At 33.4% G+C, this 20,949-nt stretch carries 23 protein-coding genes; 11 read left to right on the forward strand and 12 right to left on the reverse strand.

What is annotated here, in order from left to right:
• The first annotated feature begins 1 nt into the window (after position 1).
• Together ACNQGG_RS02420 and tsaB are read left to right on the forward strand one after the other, a co-directional pair.
• Positions 2-1,306, forward strand: a complete 1,305-nt coding sequence (locus ACNQGG_RS02420; protein ID WP_417961191.1) for an efflux RND transporter periplasmic adaptor subunit — start codon at positions 2-4, stop codon at positions 1,304-1,306.
• Positions 1,307-1,388: 82 nt separating this feature from the next.
• Positions 1,389-2,057: a tRNA (adenosine(37)-N6)-threonylcarbamoyltransferase complex dimerization subunit type 1 TsaB gene (tsaB, locus tag ACNQGG_RS02425; RefSeq protein ID WP_417961193.1), complete on the forward strand. Its 669-nt coding sequence runs from the start codon at positions 1,389-1,391 to the stop codon at positions 2,055-2,057.
• 8 nt (positions 2,058-2,065) lie between these two features.
• Here tsaB and ACNQGG_RS02430 read toward each other — a convergent pair whose 3' ends face one another.
• The 4 genes from ACNQGG_RS02430 to ACNQGG_RS02445 all read right to left on the reverse strand — a co-directional run bounded on the left by ACNQGG_RS02430 (position 2,066) and on the right by ACNQGG_RS02445 (position 5,007).
• Entirely contained in the window at positions 2,066-2,893 is an 828-nt protein-coding gene (locus ACNQGG_RS02430) for a mechanosensitive ion channel family protein (protein ID WP_417961195.1), read from the reverse strand.
• A gap of 82 nt (positions 2,894-2,975) precedes the next feature.
• Complete coding sequence (locus ACNQGG_RS02435) at positions 2,976-3,485, reverse strand: YtxH domain-containing protein (RefSeq protein WP_417961197.1); 510 nt, start codon at positions 3,483-3,485, stop codon at positions 2,976-2,978.
• A 301-nt stretch (positions 3,486-3,786) separates the two neighbouring features.
• On the reverse strand, positions 3,787-3,987 hold the full coding sequence (locus tag ACNQGG_RS02440) for a dodecin family protein (protein ID WP_416845068.1): 201 nt from the start codon (positions 3,985-3,987) through the stop codon (positions 3,787-3,789).
• Between the two features lie 120 nt (positions 3,988-4,107).
• On the reverse strand, positions 4,108-5,007 hold the full coding sequence (locus tag ACNQGG_RS02445; protein WP_417961199.1) for a NifU family protein: 900 nt from the start codon (positions 5,005-5,007) through the stop codon (positions 4,108-4,110).
• A gap of 152 nt (positions 5,008-5,159) precedes the next feature.
• Here ACNQGG_RS02445 and ACNQGG_RS02450 point away from each other — a divergent pair, with 152 nt between their 5' ends.
• Complete coding sequence (locus tag ACNQGG_RS02450) at positions 5,160-6,158, forward strand: PorP/SprF family type IX secretion system membrane protein (protein ID WP_417961201.1); 999 nt, start codon at positions 5,160-5,162, stop codon at positions 6,156-6,158.
• Between the two features lie 12 nt (positions 6,159-6,170).
• Positions 6,171-6,689 (forward strand): gamma carbonic anhydrase family protein, encoded by a 519-nt coding sequence (locus ACNQGG_RS02455; protein WP_417961203.1) that lies wholly within the window; start codon positions 6,171-6,173, stop codon positions 6,687-6,689.
• Between the two features lie 109 nt (positions 6,690-6,798).
• Here the strand turns inward: ACNQGG_RS02455 and murI are convergent, their stop codons facing one another.
• The 8 genes from murI to ACNQGG_RS02495 form a co-directional block, all read right to left on the reverse strand.
• On the reverse strand, positions 6,799-7,575 hold the full coding sequence (gene murI, locus ACNQGG_RS02460) for a glutamate racemase (RefSeq protein ID WP_417961205.1): 777 nt from the start codon (positions 7,573-7,575) through the stop codon (positions 6,799-6,801).
• A gap of 108 nt (positions 7,576-7,683) precedes the next feature.
• Positions 7,684-8,184, reverse strand: coding sequence for an OmpH/Skp family outer membrane protein (locus tag ACNQGG_RS02465; protein ID WP_417961207.1), 501 nt, complete (start codon positions 8,182-8,184; stop codon positions 7,684-7,686).
• A 20-nt stretch (positions 8,185-8,204) separates the two neighbouring features.
• The gene (locus ACNQGG_RS02470) at positions 8,205-9,431 is read right to left on the reverse strand and encodes an OmpH/Skp family outer membrane protein (protein WP_417961209.1); all 1,227 of its coding nucleotides are present in this window, start codon (positions 9,429-9,431) and stop codon (positions 8,205-8,207) included.
• Positions 9,432-9,468: 37 nt separating this feature from the next.
• Positions 9,469-12,213, reverse strand: coding sequence for a BamA/OMP85 family outer membrane protein (locus ACNQGG_RS02475; protein WP_417961211.1), 2,745 nt, complete (start codon positions 12,211-12,213; stop codon positions 9,469-9,471).
• Positions 12,146-12,886 (reverse strand): isoprenyl transferase, encoded by a 741-nt coding sequence (locus tag ACNQGG_RS02480; RefSeq protein WP_417961563.1) that lies wholly within the window; start codon positions 12,884-12,886, stop codon positions 12,146-12,148. Before ACNQGG_RS02480 ends, ACNQGG_RS02475 begins: the two co-directional genes overlap by 68 nt.
• Positions 12,887-12,890: 4 nt before the next feature.
• Complete coding sequence (porG, locus tag ACNQGG_RS02485) at positions 12,891-13,574, reverse strand: type IX secretion system protein PorG (RefSeq protein WP_417961213.1); 684 nt, start codon at positions 13,572-13,574, stop codon at positions 12,891-12,893.
• Positions 13,575-13,730: 156 nt separating this feature from the next.
• Complete coding sequence (locus ACNQGG_RS02490; RefSeq protein WP_417961215.1) at positions 13,731-14,615, reverse strand: NAD kinase; 885 nt, start codon at positions 14,613-14,615, stop codon at positions 13,731-13,733.
• A 75-nt stretch (positions 14,616-14,690) separates the two neighbouring features.
• Positions 14,691-15,350 carry a CBS domain-containing protein gene (locus ACNQGG_RS02495; RefSeq protein ID WP_417961217.1) on the reverse strand — a complete coding sequence of 220 codons (660 nt, stop codon included), beginning with the start codon at positions 15,348-15,350 and terminating at the stop codon, positions 14,691-14,693.
• A 113-nt stretch (positions 15,351-15,463) separates the two neighbouring features.
• Between ACNQGG_RS02495 and ACNQGG_RS02500 the strand changes: the two genes are divergently transcribed.
• The 7 genes from ACNQGG_RS02500 (at position 15,464) to ACNQGG_RS02530 (ending at position 20,891) form a co-directional block, all read left to right on the forward strand.
• Positions 15,464-16,177, forward strand: a complete 714-nt coding sequence (locus ACNQGG_RS02500; RefSeq protein ID WP_417961218.1) for a pyridoxine 5'-phosphate synthase — start codon at positions 15,464-15,466, stop codon at positions 16,175-16,177.
• Between the two features lie 170 nt (positions 16,178-16,347).
• Positions 16,348-17,106 carry an alpha/beta fold hydrolase gene (locus tag ACNQGG_RS02505; RefSeq protein WP_417961220.1) on the forward strand — a complete coding sequence of 253 codons (759 nt, stop codon included), beginning with the start codon at positions 16,348-16,350 and terminating at the stop codon, positions 17,104-17,106.
• Positions 17,107-17,161: 55 nt separating this feature from the next.
• Positions 17,162-17,506, forward strand: a complete 345-nt coding sequence (locus ACNQGG_RS02510) for a phage holin family protein (protein WP_416857163.1) — start codon at positions 17,162-17,164, stop codon at positions 17,504-17,506.
• Between the two features lie 602 nt (positions 17,507-18,108).
• Entirely contained in the window at positions 18,109-19,011 is a 903-nt protein-coding gene (locus ACNQGG_RS02515; RefSeq protein WP_417961222.1) for a DUF3347 domain-containing protein, read from the forward strand.
• Between the two features lie 59 nt (positions 19,012-19,070).
• Entirely contained in the window at positions 19,071-19,772 is a 702-nt protein-coding gene (locus ACNQGG_RS02520) for a DUF3347 domain-containing protein (RefSeq protein ID WP_417961224.1), read from the forward strand.
• Between the two features lie 2 nt (positions 19,773-19,774).
• Positions 19,775-20,335: a helix-turn-helix domain-containing protein gene (locus ACNQGG_RS02525; protein ID WP_417961226.1), complete on the forward strand. Its 561-nt coding sequence runs from the start codon at positions 19,775-19,777 to the stop codon at positions 20,333-20,335.
• A gap of 106 nt (positions 20,336-20,441) precedes the next feature.
• Entirely contained in the window at positions 20,442-20,891 is a 450-nt protein-coding gene (locus ACNQGG_RS02530) for a heavy metal-binding domain-containing protein (protein ID WP_417961228.1), read from the forward strand.
• Positions 20,892-20,949 lie beyond the last annotated feature (58 nt).

Raw genomic sequence — 20,949 nt, forward strand, 5'->3', positions numbered from 1 at the left:
TATGTCAAAAAAAACGATTTATATCTTAATTGGTAGTGCAGTAGTTGTTATTGCAGTATTGATAGTCCTTTCGAAAAAAGGAATTATTGGAAATAAAGATAAAGGTAAAGAGGTAGAAATTGCTAAAGTTGATGCTACTACAATTGTTGAAACGGTTTCTGCTACGGGAAAAATTCAGCCTGAAATTGAAGTAAAAATATCCTCAATGGTTTCAGGAGAAATTATTTCATTACCTGTAAAAGAAGGGCAAGTAGTCAAAAAAGGTGATTTATTAGTAAAGATAAATCCGGATTTATATACTTCGGGATTAAATAGAACAGTTGCTAATTTGTCTGGAACTAAAGCAGGTTTGAGTCAGGCGGATGCCTCTTTTAAAGAAGCTAAAGCAAGTTATGACAGAAATAAAACGTTATTCGATAAAGGAATTATTTCCAGATCAGATTGGGATAAATCAATTGCTTCTTTTGAAGTTGCAAAAGCGACCAAACAAACGGCCTATTTTAATGTAAAAAGTGCTTCCGCTTCGGTAAATGAAGCTCAAGATAACCTAGGACGAACAATTATTTATGCACCTGCCGATGGAACCATTTCGGTGCTTAATGTAGAACTTGGCGAGCGTGTTTTGGGAACGCAACAAATGGCTGGAACAGAATTGTTGAGAGTTGCCAACTTGAATAATATGGAGGTCGAAGTTGATGTAAATGAAAATGATATTGTAAAAATAAAAGTAGGTGATGAGGCAAAAGTTGAAGTTGATGCTTATTTGAAAAAACAGTTTAAAGGAATTGTTACCAGCATTTCTAATTCGGCTAGTTCTTCTTTGACGGCGGATCAAGTAACTAATTTTAAAGTAAAAGTTAGAATACTTAAAGAATCCTATCAAGATTTATTAGAAGGGAAACCAGATACATATTCTCCTTTCAGACCAGGAATGACGGCAACAGTTGATATTATTACCAAAACAAAAAAGAATGTATTGTCTGTGCCAATTAGTTCCGTTGTAGTAAAATCAGATACCACTGCAGTGAAGGAAATAAAAATTGAGGATCCTCAATCCGATGAGAAAAAAGCAGCACCTAAAAGTGATAAGAAATTGGAATGTGTTTTTGTAAAAGTAGGTGATAAAGCCAAAATAAGAATCATTAAAACTGGCATTCAGGATGATACTAACATTGAAGTTTTGACTGGACTTAAAAAAGGTGATGTAGTTATTACAGGACCGTACACTACAGTTTCGAAAGAACTTAATTCTGGAGATAAAGTAACACTAAAAACAGAAAAAGATAAAGAAGAAAGCAAGAAATAATACATAAAGTACATATATTTGAAAATCACAATCATTAATTTTATTTTATGATTGTGATTTTCACGTTAAAATAAAAATAAAATTGGATTATATACTTAATATTGAAACCGCTACAAAAAACTGTTCTGTTGCTCTTGCAAAAGAAGGAAAAACAATTCTGTGCAAAGAAATAGCAGAAGAAGGGTATTCTCACGCCGAACGATTACATGTTTTTATTGAAGAAATTATACAGGAAGCCGGGATTACGTTCAAAGATTTAGTTGCTGTTGCGGTAAGTCAGGGCCCTGGATCTTATACCGGATTACGAATAGGAGTTTCTGCCGCAAAAGGGCTGTGTTTCGCTTTAGACATTCCTTTGATTGCTGTTGATACCCTGAAAACGTTAGCTTCTCAGGTTAAAGTTTCAAATGGCTTGATTATTCCAATGATTGATGCTAGAAGAATGGAAGTGTACAGTGCCATTTTTACACCTAATTTTGAAAATAAAAGAGGAACTTTAGCCCAAATTATAACTGAAAATTCATTTGAAGATTTACTGGAGACACTTTATTTTGTGGGAGATTGTGCCGAGAAGTGCAAAACAGTTTTAACCAAAGATAATTTTGTTTTCTTGGACGCAATCAAATACCCTTCAGCCAAAGAGATGAGTTTGTTAAGTTTTGAAAAATTCAAAATAAACGACACGGTAAATGTCGCTTATTTTGAACCATATTATCTGAAAGATTTTATGATTACTACCTCAAAAAAATAATATGTTTATTAAGAATTAGCCTTGGATGATTCTCTAACATAAGGCTGAATTATAATACCGGCACCATCAAATGCTACTTTACAGCTTTCTAAAGTTTGAGAGAAGACTTCGCCAAAATCTTCATTATTTGCCCATGGTCTAACCGCAAGTTGGATGGCATTGTCAGTCAAATTCTTTACGGAAACTTCGGCAACTGGCGTTTTTAGTATTTTGGGGTTACTATTTAAAACAGCGGTAATAATGTCTTTTGCCTTTTTAATATCGGTATCGTAAGAAATGGCAATCGTTAAATCGGCTCTCCTAAATCCTTGCAAGGAATAATTGATAATTGTCCCATTGGATAAAGCCCCGTTTGGAATAAAAATAGTTTGATTGTTCCCGTTGATTAATTTGGTAACAAATATTTGGATTTCGCTAACGGTTCCAATATTACCCTGTGCTTCAATGGTATGTCCTACTTTAAAAGGTTTGAACATTATAATTAGCATTCCTCCTGCAAAATTTGACAAGGAGCCTTGAAGCGATAACCCAACGGCTAGTCCCATTGCACCAAGAATGGCAACAAAAGAGGAACTTTCTACTCCCAGTTTTGAAATGACAGCCACAAATAATAATACTCTTAAAACCCAAAGTAAAACATCAGCCAAAAAGGTGGTCAAGGTAGGATCCAAATCTCTTTTTACCATTGTTTTTCTAATGATTCTATTGATAAGCCGAATGGCGTAAAGGCCGACAAATAAAATAATAAAGGCTGAAATTACTTTAGGGGAATAGTCAATCAATTCTTTGATGAAAGTGTCTGCGTAACCAGTTAATTGATTAGGATTAAGGATCATTTTTTAAATAATAAAAAACCCTCTCAAAAGAGAAGGTTTAGGTTTGAAGCGCGAAAATACAAATAAATTATTTTTCTTTAAATTAATCGGCGTCTTCTTCTGTCTTATTTATGGTTTTTTTGGCAATTTCAGTAGCTTCTGAATCGGCATCATTAGCCAATGCGTTTGTTTTTTTAGAAATAGTTTCAGCATTTTCCGAAACTACTGCTTTGGTTTTACTGGCCGCATCTTCAACTTTGTCAGCGGTTACTTCAGTTTTTTCTTTTATGCTTTCTGCTGCTTTTCCTAAAGCATCACTTGTTGTATCTTTAGCATGACCCGTAAAATCTTCTACTTTAGCTATAATTGGCGCAGCAGTTTCTTTTACTTTATCAAAAGTGTCCTCGGCAAATGTCTCTACTTTTTCTAAAATTGGTGCGGCAGCTTCTTTTGCTTTATCAAATTTTTCTTCTGCGAATGTTTCCGCCTTTTCAATGTAAGGTGCTGCGGTTTCTTTAGCATGTTCAAAAGTTGTTTCGGCTTTGTCTGCTAATTCACTGGCTGTTTCTTTGGCTGAGCCAAACAAATTTTTTAAAAATGAAGATAGTCCCATGTTGTTTATATTTGATTAGACTTACAATATTAAGCAATTTTTTCTAAGAACGCTTTATTAAACCGTTAATAATTTGCTGAAAATCAGTGTTTGGCGCTAAATAAGTTTGGTTATGACAAACGAAAAAGGCGTTTCGTTATTTTTATATTGGGAAGCTAAAAAGAGAGGATTTTAAGTTTGTTTATTTTTGTGGAAATAGTAGCAGTGAAAAGATTGGAAGGATATCGGGAATCCTAAAAATAAATTATAAATAAAAAAAGCGTCTCAAATGAAACGCTTAAATTAATTGGGTCAAATTAATCTATTCGAGTTCGAAAGTTAATTTTAAGTTGACTCTATATTCTGTAATTTCTCCTCCACTTACGGCTGCACTATGGTCTTTAATGTATACAGAACGGATGTGTTTTACGGATTTAGCCGCCTTGGCAACTCCTTTTCGAGCTGCATCTTCCCAACTTATATCTGAACTGGAAAGCACTTCAATTACTTTTAATACTGACATAATTTCTATTTGTTAAGTTAAGGATTAAATGTACCTATTTTAATTTAAAATTTCTATTTAAAACGGCAATTATTTTATATAACTATAACATTATCAATTGTATATACGTATTTTTTTATTTTATGCGTTTATTGCTTCCACTTTAATTTCTTCATCGTTTAACATGCTTTTCAACATGTTTTCGATACCGCTTTTTAAAGTAAATGTTGAAGATGGGCAACCGCTGCAAGCTCCTTGAAGGATTACTTTTACGGTTTTGTCAGCTTCGTTATAAGAATCAAATGCAATATTACCTCCGTCAGCTTGTACGGCTGGTTTTACATATTCCTCTAATATATTGATGATTTGTTGTGAAGTGACATCCAGATTGTCAAATTCTTTTGCTTTAGTGTTTTCTTCAGCTGTTACGGCTTCAATGAAATTTTCATCTAAAACAGTTCCTCCATTTTCAATATATTGCTTGATGAAACTTCTTATTTCTAAGGTGATTTCCTGCCATTCATTGATTTCATATTTGGTTACGGAGATGTAGTTTTCGTCAATGAAAATTTCTTTTACGTAAGGAAATTTGAATAGTTCTTTTGCCAATGGCGAAGCGGCAGTTTGATCAATATTTTTGAATTCAATTGCATTTTTGGTCAACATTCGGCTCACTACAAATTTTAAAGCTGCAGGATTAGGAGTTGTTTCTCCATAAACGGTAATAGGTTGTTTTTTTGTTTTGTTTTCGTCTGGGGTAATGATTGTTCCGCCATCGTTTACGAATTTTTCTATTTGTTCTGCCACAGCATCTTTTACATCTTCCCATTCCACAATGCTATATTTTTCGATAGCGATGAAGTTTCCTGAGATGTAAATTGTTTTTACAAATGGTAAGTAAAATAGTTGTTGGGCAAGAGGGGAAGATTTTGCCTCATCTATATTTTTGAATTCAAAACTTTCATTTTGAGTGATAAAATCTGCAAATTCAAATTTTAATATCGCTATGTTTTGTGTTTCTTTTATGCTAACTTTAGTCATGATCTTAGTAAATTTTTACAAATTTAGTAAAGTTATTTTCCACTAATAGCTATATTTGAATTTTAATAAAATAAATTAACAATATTTTAGTTATTAACAAGGTATTTATACCTTTCATTGAGTCAGCAATTCCTTTATATAATAGTATTTCTATGTATAACAAAATTAAATTTTTTGTAATCCTGTTTTTTGTATATCAATATTCTTTTTCACAAGAAGGGGTTGCTGTCTATTCTGATTATCTGTCGGATAATTATTATTTGTTACATCCTTCAATGGCTGGAGCTGCAAACTGTGCAAAAATTAGACTTACTGCACGTAAACAATGGTTTAGCCAGGAGGATGCTCCGGAACTTCAAACACTTAGTTTCAATGGTCGAGTAGGGGAAAAAGCAGGAGCTGGGATTATTCTTTTTAATGATAAAAATGGGTATCATTCTCAAAAAGGAGTTAAGTTCACTTATGCGTATCACCTTATGTTTTCAAGAGATGAGATTGATTTAAATCAATTGTCTTTTGGTATTAGTGCAGGATTGATTCAAAGCCAACTGGACGAAACAGAGTTTTTGCAATCAGGCGATTTTGATCCTATAGTTGATGGAACTGTTGTGCAAAAAGATTCTTATTTCAATTTTGATATTGGAGCATCCTATAATTATTTGGATTTTTATGTTCATGGTACCGTAAAAAATGCCGTTGAGACCAGACGAGATATTTATACGGAATATGAAAGCGATAATTTGAGGAAATATTTGTTGAGTGCCGGTTACGTTTTTGGAGATGCGGATAGAATATTATGGGAACCGTCATTTTTATTTCAACTGGTGGATAAGACAAAAGAAAAATCAATTGACTTTAATATTAAGGCATATAAAAATATGGATTTCGGTAAGCTTTGGGGAGGTTTGTCCTACCGTAGAAGTTTAGACGGAGCAGAATATACTAATGGTTCAGGAGTTTCTAAGCAGAAACTTCAATATATTACTCCTATTGTTGGTGTTAATTTCAATAATTTCATGTTTGCTTACACGTATTCACATGTGTCAGGTCCTGTGAAATTTGATAATGGTGGCTTTCACCAAATTACTTTGGGAATCAACTTATTTTGTAAGCCTGAAAAATACGAATGTAAATGTCCGGCAATCAATTAATTTATTTTATTTATGTTAATTAAATCTGTTAACGGAAAAACACCTTCCATACCTGAGGATTGTTATGTAGCCGAAAATGCTACTATTGTTGGTGATGTTAGTTTTGGTACTTCATGTAGTGTTTGGTTTAATGCTGTAGTAAGGGGTGATGTAAATTTCATCAAAATAGGAAATAAAGTAAATATTCAGGATGGTGCCATTATCCATTGTACGTATAAAAAGCACCCAACAATTATAGGCAATAATGTTTCTATTGGCCATAATGCCATTGTCCATGGTTGTACTGTTCATGACAATGTATTGATTGGAATGGGCGCAATTGTTATGGATAATTGTGTTATTGAAAGTAATTCTATTATTGGGGCCGGAGCTGTTATTACTCAAAATACGGTTGTTGGTTCCGGTTCGATTTGGGCTGGTATTCCTGCTAAAAAGGTAAAAGACATCGATCAATCTGATTTTGCAGGGGAAATCGAGCGTATTTCGAATAATTACGTAATGTATTCCAATTGGTTCAAGGAAGAAGAGTAATCTATCTCACTTCTTGTCGAAAATACTTTTTAGCTTTAAAGAAAATTCTCTTATTGTCTCTTAATTGGTATAGATGGGATTTGGTTTGTCAAAAGAAAATTTGAATAGATTAAAAATCGTTTTCCTCAACAGCATATTTGTTTTCTAAAATTTCAGCTAAAACCTTTGAATTATTATTGGTATAGAAAATGGGTTCGCTTTTTTCGGCTGACGAAAGCCCTATTTTTTCTTTTAATATTTTTTGAGTCTGTTTGGCAACAGCTTCACCAGAATCGATGATGTGAATATGTTCTGGAAGTATCTTTTTTATTTGAGGAATCAGATACGGATAATGACTACATCCCAATACTAAATAATCGATGTTAGCTTCAATCATTGGAGTGAGATAGGAGTGAAGTAGTTTTGTCATTTCCGGCGAATTGATGTCGCCATTTTCAATCAGTTGCACTAATCCATGGCCTACTTGTTCAATTATTTTGGTATCCTGATACATTTCAGTAGTCTTATTAAAAAGCTCACTGTTTAATGTGCCTTGTGTAGCAAGTATTCCTATGATTTGAGTTTTAGAATGAGTCGCAGCAGGTTTTATGGCTGGTTCAATACCTATGAAAGGGACATCATATTTTTCTCGTAATTCTCGAATGGCATTGGTGGTTGCGGTATTACAAGCTACTACAATCAATTTACAGTTCATTTTTAGAAGAAAATCAGTGTTTTTCATGCTTAAGGCAACAATTTCATCTTTCGACTTTTGACCATAAGGAGCATTCTTGCTATCCGCTAAATAGATTGTTTTTTCATTAGGGAGTAAACCATGAATTGCTCTCCAAATTGAAGTGCCTCCAATGCCTGAGTCAAAAATTCCGATTGGTTTATTGTTGTTCATAGAAACAAAGTTAAGTGGTACCATTTAAATATCCTAAAAATTATTTTAACAAAAAAAACTGCTCGATCCCAAATTTGGGTGAGCAGTTCTAGAACTAGTATCGGTCTTTTAGAAACCTAAATCTTTTTTTACATCAATAGTCAAGTTTGTACCATCAGCAAGTAAAAGAGTAGAACCATCTAACACATATTGAAATCCTTTTGCTTTACCAACTTTTTGGATAGAAGCTCTTACTTTTTCCATTAAAGGTTTTACGATATCAGATTCTTTTTGTTGCAATTCTTTTTGAGCATTGTCTCTAAAATCAACAATTCTTTTTTGCATATCTTGAACTTCTTTAGAACGTTCTCCATTTACAGCTTCAGTTACTGTTGCAGATTCTGCTTCGTATTTTTTTAATTTTGTTTGGTATTCTTCAACCATTTTTTTGTAATCTGCATCATATGTTCCGCTCAATTTTTCCAATTGTTTTTGAGCGTCTAACATTGCTGGCATTTTTGCCATAATCTCACTTACATCAACATGAGCAGTTTTTGCTTGTGCATTAATAGTTTGGTTTGCACCAAAAAAAAGTATTCCGGCAATTAGTAAAGTTTTGATTTGTTTCATCGTTTTTAAAATATTTAGTATTAATTTTTGTTTGTATTTTCTTTTAATTTTTCTGCGGCTGCTTTTTTAAGTGCTTCCCTTTCTTCAAGAGTTTTTTTTCTTTTTTCTTCTAAAGCTTTTTTACGGTCTTCTAAAACTTTTTTACGGTCTTCTAAAATTTTTGTTTTTAGCTCCTCTTGTTTCAGTTTAGCATCTTCTACTGTTGTTGTTGAAGGCACTCCAGTTGAATCAGGGACTATCGTTTTAGTTTTTAAATCTTCTGTTTTAGCAGAGGCAGAAACCGTGCCATTTTTTTTAGCTTCTCTCTCGGCTACTATTTGTTTTCTCTTCTCTTCTAAAGTTTTTTTACGCTCCTCAATCAGTTTTTTACGATCTTCCAGTGTTTTTTCTCGGAGTTCCGCCTGTTTTTGCTTTGCTTCGGCAGCAGTTGTTTTTGCAGCTTCAATTTTTTGACCTTTATCACTTGTTGTTTTAATATCGGTCACAACTCCGGTTTTTTTCGCTTCTCTCTCAGATAGAAGTTGTTGTCTTCTTTCTTCAAATTCTTTTTTCTTTTCTTCTTGAAGTAATTTCCTGTCAGCTATAATTTTATCCCTAGCTGATTTTTTTTCATCCAATGCCTTTTGTCTGTCAGCCAAAAGTGGATTTTCATCCAAGGCGTCCTCTTTGTTTTCTTTTGCTTCCTCTTCTTTAAGTTGTTTTTTGCTTAATTGTTCTCTCTTCTCAGTTCGATTCAATACACGTACAACCTGATCGCTGATGTCAAATCTCTTTGCTGCAAAAAGCATTGTCAAATCAGAAGATTTGTCAAAAATGAAATCATATTTTTTTGCTTCTGCGATATCCTGTACAGCAGTAAAAACTTGATCTTGTATTGGCTTTGCCAGAACTGATTTTTGCTGAATCAAATCTCCGTTGGCTCCAAATCTTTTTTGTTGGTAATCTAAATTCTCGTTTTCAAGGAACTTAATTTCTGTTTCTCTTTCGTTAATAAGTTCTTTTGTCAATAAGGCTTGCTCAGCCCTTAATGCATTTTTCAACTTATCAATTTCATTTTTTTTAATTTCAATCTCTTGTTTCCATTTTTGGGCTTTTTGCTCTAATTGGATTGTTGCTTCGGTATAATCCGGTACATTCTGAAGAATATACTCCATGTCAATATAACCTACTTTGGTCCCCTTAGTTTGCGCATGGACTGAATTTACTACTGTCAGCGCTAAAAATATAAATAAAAATTGTTTTCTCATAACTTTAATGTATTAGAAAAATTTTTAACTAATTTTTTTAAAATTGTTGTCCAATGATAAAATGGGTTTCCCATCCGTTTGGCTTGGCTGTTCCAGGTAAGGCATCAAAACCATATCCGAAATCTATTCCTAATAATCCAAATGCAGGCATGAATACACGTAAACCAGCTCCTGCGGAACGACTTAATGCAAAAGGGTTATAACTTTTGAAATTAGCATAAGATGAACCTGCTTCTAAAAACGTTAATGCATATATTGATGCTGACGATTTTAGTGTTATAGGATAACGCATTTCCAATGAAAATTTATTATAAACTGTTGCTCCAATTTGCTCACCAGCACTGTTTACCGGAGTTAATGAGTTGTTTGGATATCCTCTCAACTGAATGGTTTCTCTACCATCCATAGAGTAATTTGCTAAACCATCACCACCTACATAGAATCTTTCGAACGGTACAACACCTCTGTCTTGGTTGTATGCTCCAAGGAATCCAAATTCAGTTAAAGTTCGGAGTACTAATTTACCATAAATTTTTGTGTACCAATCCGCTTTAAACTTAATTTTATAATATTCTAACCAATTAAATTTCTTCTGATCCACTTTAGCTGGGTCAGCAGCAGCATCTTGGTAATTAGTCACTTTATTTGGAGTAACATTTGTTGAACTAGGAATAGCTTCAACATAATCTCCTTCATTTACTTGTATTCCGTTTGAACCGGTATACGTTGCTCCAGTATACTTGTATTTATATTCTTGTTGGTCCCCTAATGTTGCATAATCAGTTCCATTTATCAAAGAGTATGGGGGAGTCACTTTTGCAGAAATACTAAACTCTGAACCATATGTTGGGAAAATTGGATTTACCCCTTTATTGCTTCTGGTTAAACCTATAGTGTAGGCTAAGTTTCTTGAAGTTCCATTTCCAAATGTAAATAATCCTGTGTTGTAATTATGTAAATCATAATGTTGGTAACTTATAGATTGTGACAAGACAAAGAAATCATCCGGCACCGTTAATCTTTTAGCTAAACCAACTGATAAAGTAAGGATGTTAAAACTTTTAGTTTTATCAACTCTTTGTGTTACGTAATTATTTAAAAACTGTTTGCTATACGATAAGGATGTGCTAAATTGTACTGGTTTTTTTTGTCCAAACCAAGGTTCAGAAAATGACATACTATAGGTTTGAAAGTACGTACTTCCTTGTAATCTCAGCGAAACTTTTTGACCATCTCCCATAGGTAATGGTTTGTAAGCATCTTTATTCAAAAGATTTCTGGCTGAGAAATTGTTAAATGATAATCCCAAAGTACCTATGAAACCACCTCCGCCGTAACCACCTTGCAGTTCTATTTGGCTAGAGCCTTTTTCAACAAGATTGTATTCAATATCAACAGTTCCTGCACTTGAATCTACATTTTTGAATTTTGGATCAATCGCTTCCGGATCAAAAAATCCTAATTGCCCGATTTCACGAATGGTTCTTACTAATTCTTCCTTACTGTATTTTTCTCCAGGCTTAGTTCGTAGTTCTCTATAAATTACACGGTCATTTGTTTTGTCGTTTCCTACAACCGTAATTTTATTAAAATAGGCCAATGGTCCTTCAGTAACTCGTACCTCGAAATCGATAGTATCGTTTGCAGTTTTTACCTCTACCGCATTTATATTTGAAAATAAATACCCGTTGTTTTGATATAAATTGGTAATATCTTCTCCATCTGGTTTAGATTTATCTGCAATTCTTTTTTCGAGAAGCACACCGTTATAGGTTTCTCCTCTTTTAACACCTAAGATTCTACCCAATAATTGATCTGAATAGACCGTGTTTCCTAAAAATTTAATATTTCCAAAATAGTATTTGTTTCCCTCTTCTACATTTATTTTAATTGATAATGCATTTTTGTCTTTGTTGTAAGTAACAGAATCAGAAAGTATTCGGGCATCACGATATCCTTTTTCTTTATAAGCGGCAATTACTTTTTCTAAATCGGTTTTGTATTTTGCTTGTATAAATTTAGATGCCTTCAAGACTCGAATAGGATTTTTCTGTTTCGTATCTTTCATTGCTTTACGCAAAATTTTATCTGATAATTTTGTATTACCAACAAAATCAATAGATTGTATTTTTATTTTTTGCCCTTTATCAATATTTACAAGCATGTTTACTTGATTTATTGTTGTAGTGTCTTTAATGGTATTTATAGTTACTTTGGTATTGTAGTAACCGTCTTTTTTGTATTTATTTTCAATATAATTTTTGGTGGTTGTAATTAAATTTTCGTTGACGATTTTATTTTTAGTAAGGCCATTATCTTTAATTAAGCCTTCAGTTTTGTTTTTCTTAATACCAACAAATTTCACCTCATTTAACTTAGGTAATTCTGCAATGTTTAAGTCAAGATAAATACTGTCATTTTGGATTTTATTAACGTAAAAGGATATCTCATCAAAAAGTCCTAGTTTTCCAAGTTTTTTGATTGCGCTGCTTATTTCTTCACCCGGAATAGTTATTTCCTGTCCTTTTTGAAGTCCTGCAAAAGTTACCACGGTCTGAGAATTGAAACTTATTTTTCCAACAACTGTTACATCGGCTAGAATGTATTTTTTTCCTTGGTCAAAAGGAACTCTTTCTTGAGCTTTAATTTGAGTAAAACTTCCAAAAATTAAAATTGTAAGGACTGTTTTTATGCTTTTATGTAACACTAAAAAATTATTTAATTTGTTCACTTGTTTTTCCAAATCTACGTTCTCTTTTTTGATAACTAATAATAGCCTCATATAAATCTTGTTCTTTAAAGTCTGGCCAAAGGATATCAGTAAAATATAATTCTGAATAGGCTATCTGCCACAACAAAAAATTACTTATTCTATGTTCTCCGCTGGTTCGTATTAATAAATCTACATCAGGTAAATTTTGCGTGTAAAGATGCTCATTTATAATTGAATCGTCAATAGTGTCTATTGAAATTATATTATTTTTAACTTTACTACAAATGTTTTTAACCGCATTGACTAATTCCTCTCTGGAACCATAGCTTAACGCCAGAGTCAATGTCATTTGCGTGTTGTCTTTTGTTTTATTTATTACATCCAGAAGTTCCTTTTGTGCCGATTTTGGTAATTTTTCCAGATTACCAATAGCATTCAGTTTGATGTTGTTCTTTTGTAGTGTTACCAGTTCTTTTTTTAGTGAATTGATCAGCACTCTCATTAAAGTTTCTACTTCCAGTTTAGGTCTGTTCCAGTTTTCAGTAGAAAAAGCATAAAGCGTAAGATATTCTATACCTAATGAAGCACTGGCTTCTATTATTTTTTTAACTGATTTTGTTCCACTTTCATGCCCTAAAGCTCTTAAAAGTCCTTTTTGTTTCGCCCAGCGACCATTGCCATCCATTATAATGGCTAAATGTGTGGGTAAATTTGTAGCGTCTATTGTAGGTAGTAAATCCATTTCTTTAATCTGCACAGTAACAAGGTTTGTTTCCAAAGGTATAAGTAAGGGTCAATCCCGAAAAAACATACCAATCATTATTATTTAAATTTCCAAATCTCAACATTTCTAAATTCTCATTCTTTGGATTGCTCCCGTCCAAATTGTCTGAAAGTGTATATCGTGCTCCAACCTCCGCGGCCAATATAAAATTAGGTGTAATATTTGATTTTATTCCTAAATTAATTGGAATGGCAAAAGAGCCTGAACCTTTGTCTTTCCTAGTTTCACCTGCTAAAATATATAATTCATCATATCTAAAATAGCTTATTCCGGAATATACATAAGGAGAGATTTTATTCCTCAATTCATGAAGATTAAAATCGAAGAAATTGAATTCAAGGCCTAAAGATACTTCTTTTATACTATTTTCAAAACGATATCCTCTTTGGTTTCTGCCAGCTTCTTCAGAATCCAAATCGTTTGAAGAGATTTTTGATTGTGTGTAGGAAAACCTGTAGGAATGTCTTGGGCTTTTATTCCATTTGTAAAGAAGTCCTAAAGCAGGCTCGTTTGGAGAAATATAGGTCGTGGAACCTACATCTCCCACGTAGTTACTACCTCCCACAAAAACACCAATCTCATGAATTTGAGCTTGGATTGCCAAGAAGGGAAATAGGCATAACAATAAATTAAAAACTTTGTTCATTTAGTTAAAATTGCGTGCAAATATAAGAATTATCGATACGATTCAATACCCATCTTGTTAATTGTCTTTTATTTTAAATAATTAACAACAAATAGGCGTTAGATAAATCCAAACGTGAAAAATAGATAGAATCGTATAGTGTTTAACTAAAATGATTTAATTCCTTTTGTCTTCTCCCCAAAGTAATTTGCTGCGAAGTGTTTTTAAAAATGTTTCATCGGGAATTTCAACCATATTGATTTGAAAAGGGGTTTTCTTAATGGTTAGGATAGATTCATTTTTTATGGTGGTTACCCTGGAGTCCAATGAAACTAAATAATTTTCCTCTCTACCGGAAACTTTTAATTTAATTTCGGTTTCATCCGGAACAACAAGTGGTCTTGCGGTAAGATTGTGAGGCGCTATTGGAGTAATAACTAAGCTTTTTACAGTTGGGGTCAAAATGGGACCGCCACAACTTAAGGAATATCCGGTAGATCCAGTTGGTGTAGAAATAATCAGACCGTCAGCCCAGTATGAGTTTAAATATTCATCGTCCAGATAGGTGTCAATGGTAATCATCGCAGTGGTGTCTTTTCGGCTTACCGTAATTTCATTCATTGCAAAATTAATTTCCTGAATCGATTCGTTTTCGGTAGTACAGGTTAAACTGAGTAAAGTTCTCTTGGAAAGCGTGTACTTTCTCTCAATAACAAATTGCATAAATTCTGCGATGTTTTCTTTCTGAACGGTGGCTAGAAATCCTAATCTCCCTGCATTTATGCCTAATATTGGAATCCCTGAATCCCGGACCAATGTAGCAGCTCTCAAAATAGTTCCGTCACCGCCGATGCTGATGAGCAGATCAAAGCTTTGGTCTAATTCAGTGTGGGAAGAAAAAGTTTTGTGTTTTGTTTCTACAATTTTTTTCTCGTTAACCATCGACAAAAAATTAGATTCGATGATCATCTCAACGTTATTCTTGTTAAAAAAATTAAAGATGTCATTTATAATAGGTTCTGTACTATTTTGATAATATTGTCCGTATATGGCTACTTTCATCTTTTTAATCGTTTAATCGCTGATATGTTTATTGAGTACGGCTTAAATGTTTATTTTTTTAAACAAACTGCTAAGCTATATATTAAGGTATTTGTCTAAATAATCAGAGCGTTCCTTTAAGTTGTTGATGTAATTGTCTTCTTGATGCTCTGATATGATTTCATAGTTATACCTTCTGAAAGTTTGGATAATTTCATTCATGGCTCCCAAACTTATTTTCATGGTTACTTGAACGCTTTCAACATCAGCATCAGATATAAATAAACCCAAAAGCTTCCCGTTATTGCTTTCAACAATTTGGGTTATCTGACTCATTGAATAATCCAAAATCGGTTTTTTGACAACAATAATTCCGCCTGGTTCTTTTAAAAATGGAGTTTCATGGAAAAATTTCATGATGTCCTCTATTTCATAATAGCCAACATATTTGTTGTTTTCATCTAAAACAGGTACTAAATTAGTGTGGTTTTTTGCGAAAATTTCTAAAACATCGAGCCAAATAGTATTGGTTCTGGTAAAAAAACCTTCAAGTGTAAATCTATAATCAATTACTTTTTTATCACTCTCAAAGGTTTCTAGATCATCGGATGCGATACTGCCAATATAAATTCCCTCTTCAATCACTGGAAAGTGTGAAAAGTGCAATTCATCAAAAAAGTCTTGAACAACCGCAATTGTATCTTGGCTGTCAATCGCTTTAAAATCATTGGTAATATAGTTTGTAATTTCTGTCATAAATCAATCGGCAATATTTTACGCAAAATAATCAAAAATAAGCAAAAACTCCTACCTTTTACTTTGTATTTTTGCTTCATTAAATAGTATTATCACAATCAAAAAGTGTTCCAATGACAAAGTTAAGTGTAAACATCAATAAAATAGCTACTTTACGAAATGCTCGTGGTGGAAATGTTCCAGATTTATTAAAAGTCGCAACCGACATTCAAAAGTTTGGAGCCGAAGGAATCACCATACATCCACGTCCGGATGAGCGTCACATTCGTTATCAAGACGCCCGCGATTTGAAATCCATTGTTTATACCGAATATAATATTGAAGGAAATCCTGAGAAAACCTTTATCGATCTCGTTCTCGAAATAAAACCGACTCAGGTTACTTTGGTTCCGGATGCTATTGATGCGATAACTTCAAATGCAGGTTGGGATACGATAAAACATGCCGATTATCTCAAAGAAGTGGTTCAGGAATTTCAACGCAACGGAATCAGAACGTCCATTTTTGTTGACCCGGTTCTCGAAATGATCGAAGGAGCGAAAAAAATTGGAACCGAAAGAATCGAATTATACACCGAAGCATTCGCACACGAATACAGTTTGGGTAACCAAAGAGGAATACAGCCGTATATGGAATCAGCGATTCTGGCCAATCAAATCGGATTGGGGGTCAACGCAGGTCATGATTTAAGTTTGGATAACATTCAGTTTTTCAAGGAAAATATTCCGGGATTACTCGAAGTTTCTATTGGTCATGCTTTAATTTCCGAAGCCATTTATCTGGGATTGGAGAATGTAATCAATATGTATTTGCAAAAACTAAAATAAAATAATTGGGGCGTGACCCGCTGAAAAAGCGGGTCGGGCTTTCAGCTTTATCTCTCCGTTTCACTACGAGGATATCGCTTTAATCCCTCACGCGATCAACAGGGTGCCTAACAGCCACCGGATGTTCACCTCTTAATCTCAAATCTCACGCACTCACCAAATCCCTTACGATGCTCTACTCAAAAATAGAAGGCGCTGGCCAACCACTTTTAATTCTTCACGGATTTCTTGGAATGTCTGACAATTGGAAAACATTAGCGGCTCAATTTGCTGCGGATTTTCAAGTTCACATTCTCGATTTACGCAATCACGGACGAAGCCTGCATTCCGAAGAATTCAGTTATGAAATAATGGTTCAGGATGTTTTCGAATATTGTCAAGCCCATACTTTAGAAAACATAAATGTCATCGGGCATTCCATGGGCGGGAAAGTAGCTATGCTTTTGGCAACAAAACATCCCGAATTAGTCGATAAATTAATCGTTGCAGACATTGGACCAAAATTCTATCCGCAACACCATCAGGATATTTTGGCAGGATTGAACGCCGTTGATTTTTCAATAAAACCAAGCCGAAACGAAGTCGAAGAAATCATGGCAAAATACATAACTGATTTTGGAACTCGACAATTCCTGATGAAAAATTTGTATTGGCAAGAGCCGGGACAACTCGCTTTCCGATTTAATTTGGCCGTATTCAATACTAAAATGGACGAAATAGGAGTTCCTTTACCAGAAAATTTAATTTTCGAGAAACCAACTTTGTTCATCCGTGGTGGAAATTCTAATTATATTTTGGACAGCGATTTCGAAAATATAAAACGCCATTTTCCAAATTCAAACATCGAAACAATTCCGAATGTAGGACATTGGCTTCACGCCGAAAATCCTGCCGGTTTTTATCAAATGGTTAGCTCATTTCTAAAATAAAGTTATTGAATTTAAATTTTTCTTACATTTATTAAAATTTTTAAATAAAAAAACCATGAATTTATTGATCAGAATTCTTGTTACTTCAGGATTAGTGTTGCTAATCGCTAATTTTATGCCAGGTGTACATGTGGCTGGATTTACTACAGCCTTAATTGTAGCGGTTGTTTTGGGTTTACTTAATATCTTTATTAAACCAATATTGGTAATACTAACTTTACCGGTTACCATTGTTACATTAGGATTGTTTTTATTGGTTATCAATGCATTGATTATCTTGTTGTGCACTAATATTGTAGGTGGATTTAGTGTTGATTCGTTTTGGACCGCCTTTATTTTTAGTATCATCTTGTCTCTTTCACAATCCATCATGAACGGGATATTAGGCGAAGGGAAATAATCAATTATTTAACAGCTATTTATGAGTGAATAAATTCCCAATGATTGTTGATTTAATACCTTTGTACTATAAATCGCTTGATAAATGTCGAAAAAGTTTTACATAGTGCTATTTGTTGTGTTTGGTTTCTTTATGACGCCAAGCATAGCTTTTGCATGTGGAACTAAATCGGAGAAAGCGTGTTGCAAAAAAGAAATTTCTTCAAAAACGAAAAAGGCTGACTGTTGTAACAAAGAGCATTCTTCAAAAAAGAAATCACATGAGGGTTGTAATGGAGCCTGTAAGAATATTTCTTGCAATGGTTCGACAGTTCATTTGGGATTAACTTCGTTATTTCACACCGATTTAAACAATAAAAACGTTAGTTTTTCTTCAGAAAAACAAAATTACTATTATTCAGAAATCTTTATTTCTTCTGATTTCCGATCCGTTTGGCTTCCACCCAAAATAAGCTAAATTCCTTTTTAGACAGCCATAGATGGGTTTAATTCAAAGCGTTAATGCTTTAAAATCATTAAATTTATAGTCAAATTCAATTTTTAGCAATGCAAACCATTGCTTTGATGTTGTTTGTGACAAACTCACTTCAAATTATTTAAACAATGAACTCAATAAAAAAAATAATGATGGCAATTATAGTATTGCTTTCAGTCACAATCGCTAACGCACAAATTAAAAACGCCAAAACCGAGACGGTGAAAATTTATGGGAATTGCGCAATGTGTAAAACAACAATAGAGAAAGCCGGAAATTTGAAAAAGGTAGTCCAAGTAGATTGGAATAAAGACACCAAAATGGCTGTGCTGACCTATGATTCGCAAAAAACAAACCAAGAGGAAATCTTAAAACGCATTGCTTTGGCAGGTTATGACAACAACAGCTTTCTTGCTCCAGAAGCCGCTTACAATAATCTTCCCGGATGCTGTCAATACGACAGAGAAGCTAAAGTGGCTGTTGCATCCGAAACTAAAACTCATCCGAGCGATAGCGAGCAGGCGAAGCAAATGGGAACTATGACAAATCATGAAAGTCACGATAAAAATTCAGGGACTCTAAATCAAGAACAAAAAACGAATAATCAATTGAAACCAGTTTTTGATAATTACTTTTTGTTGAAAGATGCCTTAGTTAAAACCGATGGTAAAGCGGTTTCTTTGATAGCGAAAGATTTATTAGCCTCATTGAATGGGGTAAAAATGGATGAACTGGCGATGGATGCTCACTTGGTTTGGATGAAAGTGATAAATGAGTTGAAAGAAGATGCCGAACATATTTCGGGAACGCAAGATATAAAACACCAACGGGATCATTTTGCTACTCTTTCAAAAAACATGTATGCTTTAATAAAAGTATCAAAAATGAGCGAGACAATTTATTATAATAATTGTCCAATGTTTAATGATGGAAAAGGCGCCAATTGGTTGAGCAAAGAGGATACGATTAAAAACCCTTATTATGGTTCACAAATGTTGAGTTGTGGTAAAACGGTCGAAACAATTAAGTAACTTGCAGTAGTAAATTACAGCAGTGTCTTTAAAATAGAACTAATCAGTAAACATAAAATATGAAAAATATAATCCTTTCGATTGCATGCGCATTCTTATTTACGGCATGTAATCAAAAAAGTAAGCAAGCCGAAACAATAAATCCTGAAACAGCTAAGAGCTCTTCGGAGTTATATGCCTGTTCCATGCATCCTGAAATTACAGGGAAAAAAGGAGAAGCATGTTCCAAGTGCGGAATGGAATTGACAGAACCTGTTGCTGAAACTCCAAAAACGGAAATAAAAACCACTATAGTTGCATCTGAAACGAAGCCAGTTATATCCTCTTCGTTTACTATTGATGGAATTGTGAGCGGCTATTTAAAACTTAAAAATGCATTGATAAAAGACGATTCTAAAGCTGCGGCCAATACGAGTAAATCAATTGTAGCCACTTTAAATGAGGCTGGCACAAATACATTGGATGCAAAACTAAAAAAGAAATACAATGATATTGCGGCTGATGCTAAAGAACATGCTGGACTTATTGGTAACAATGTAGGGAAAATCGATCAACAAAGAGCGCATTTTGCAATGTTGAGTAAAGACATAAATGATTTGATAAAAACCTTTGGAACAAAACAAAAATTATATCAGGATTATTGTCCAATGTATGACGAAGGGAAAAGTGGTTATTGGATAAGTGAGACCAAAGAAATTAGAAATCCGTATTATGGTTCCGAAATGTTAAGCTGTGGTAGAATAGAAAAAGCGATTCAATAATTATGAAGCTCTATATCAAAAATATGGTATGCGATCGCTGTAAAATGGTTGTGAAATCAGAACTCGAAAAAATTGAAATTTTCCCTGTTTCGGTGGAATTAGGTGAAGTTGAATTTTTAGGCGATTTCATAGGCAATCAGAAGCATGATTTAGAAAAAAAGTTGCTGTCACTTGGATTTGAATTATTAGAGGATAAAACAACGATAACTATTGAGAAGGTTAAATGCCTAATTGTTAATTTGGTTCATCATCAAAATAATGAATTGAAAACTAATTTGTCAAGCTATTTGTCAGAGCAATTAGAGCAAGATTATAATACATTGAGTAATTTATTTTCGGAAGTTCAAGGGACAACTATTGAGCATTATTTTATTGCTCAAAAGATTGAAAAAGTGAAGGAATTATTAATGTATAAAGAATTAACTTTAAGTGAAATTGCAATTAAATTGAATTATAGCGATGTAGCGCATTTGAGTAATCAGTTTAAAAAAATTACGGGCGTTACGCCAACTCATTTTAAACAATTAAAAGAAAATAACAGAGTACAAATTGATGGTTTGTAAAATTTACAAATCATTTCCAAAATTCTACAACGAGTCAAAATAATAGGTCTTGTACCTTTGATTTGTAGAAATGAATCTTTAGTTTAATATTTTAATAATAGAAAAAATGAAAAAATTAATTATCGTACTAAGCGTATTCTTAGCAGTGAATTCAATAGCATCAGCTCAAGAAGCTGTGAAATCTTCTCAAAAGGAAATGCATAAAGAAATGTATACGTGTCCAATGCATCCGGATGAAATGAGCAATAAAGAAGGAGAGTGCAGTAAGTGTGGAATGAAATTGGTAAAAACATTAAAACACGATACCTCGGGTAAAGGGAAAAAAACAGCAATAGTATCAAATTACGTTTGCAAAATGGATGGTACAACTTCTGATAAACCAGGGAAATGTTCTAAATGTGGAATGATAATGACTCATGAAAAAGTTGAAAAATTAGTCTATTCTTGTCCAATGCATCCGAAAGAAATGAGTGATAAATCTGGAAAATGTCCCAAATGTGGAATGCAAATGACTCCCACAGAAAGTGATAAAAAAGAAGAGAATCATCAACATTAAAGTTTTTTCAAATCGGTTCTGTAATTTTTTATAGAACCGATTTTTTTTAATTCAATAT

It is taken from the genome of Flavobacterium esculini (assembly GCF_048284325.1).
Lineage (GTDB): Bacteria > Bacteroidota > Bacteroidia > Flavobacteriales > Flavobacteriaceae > Flavobacterium.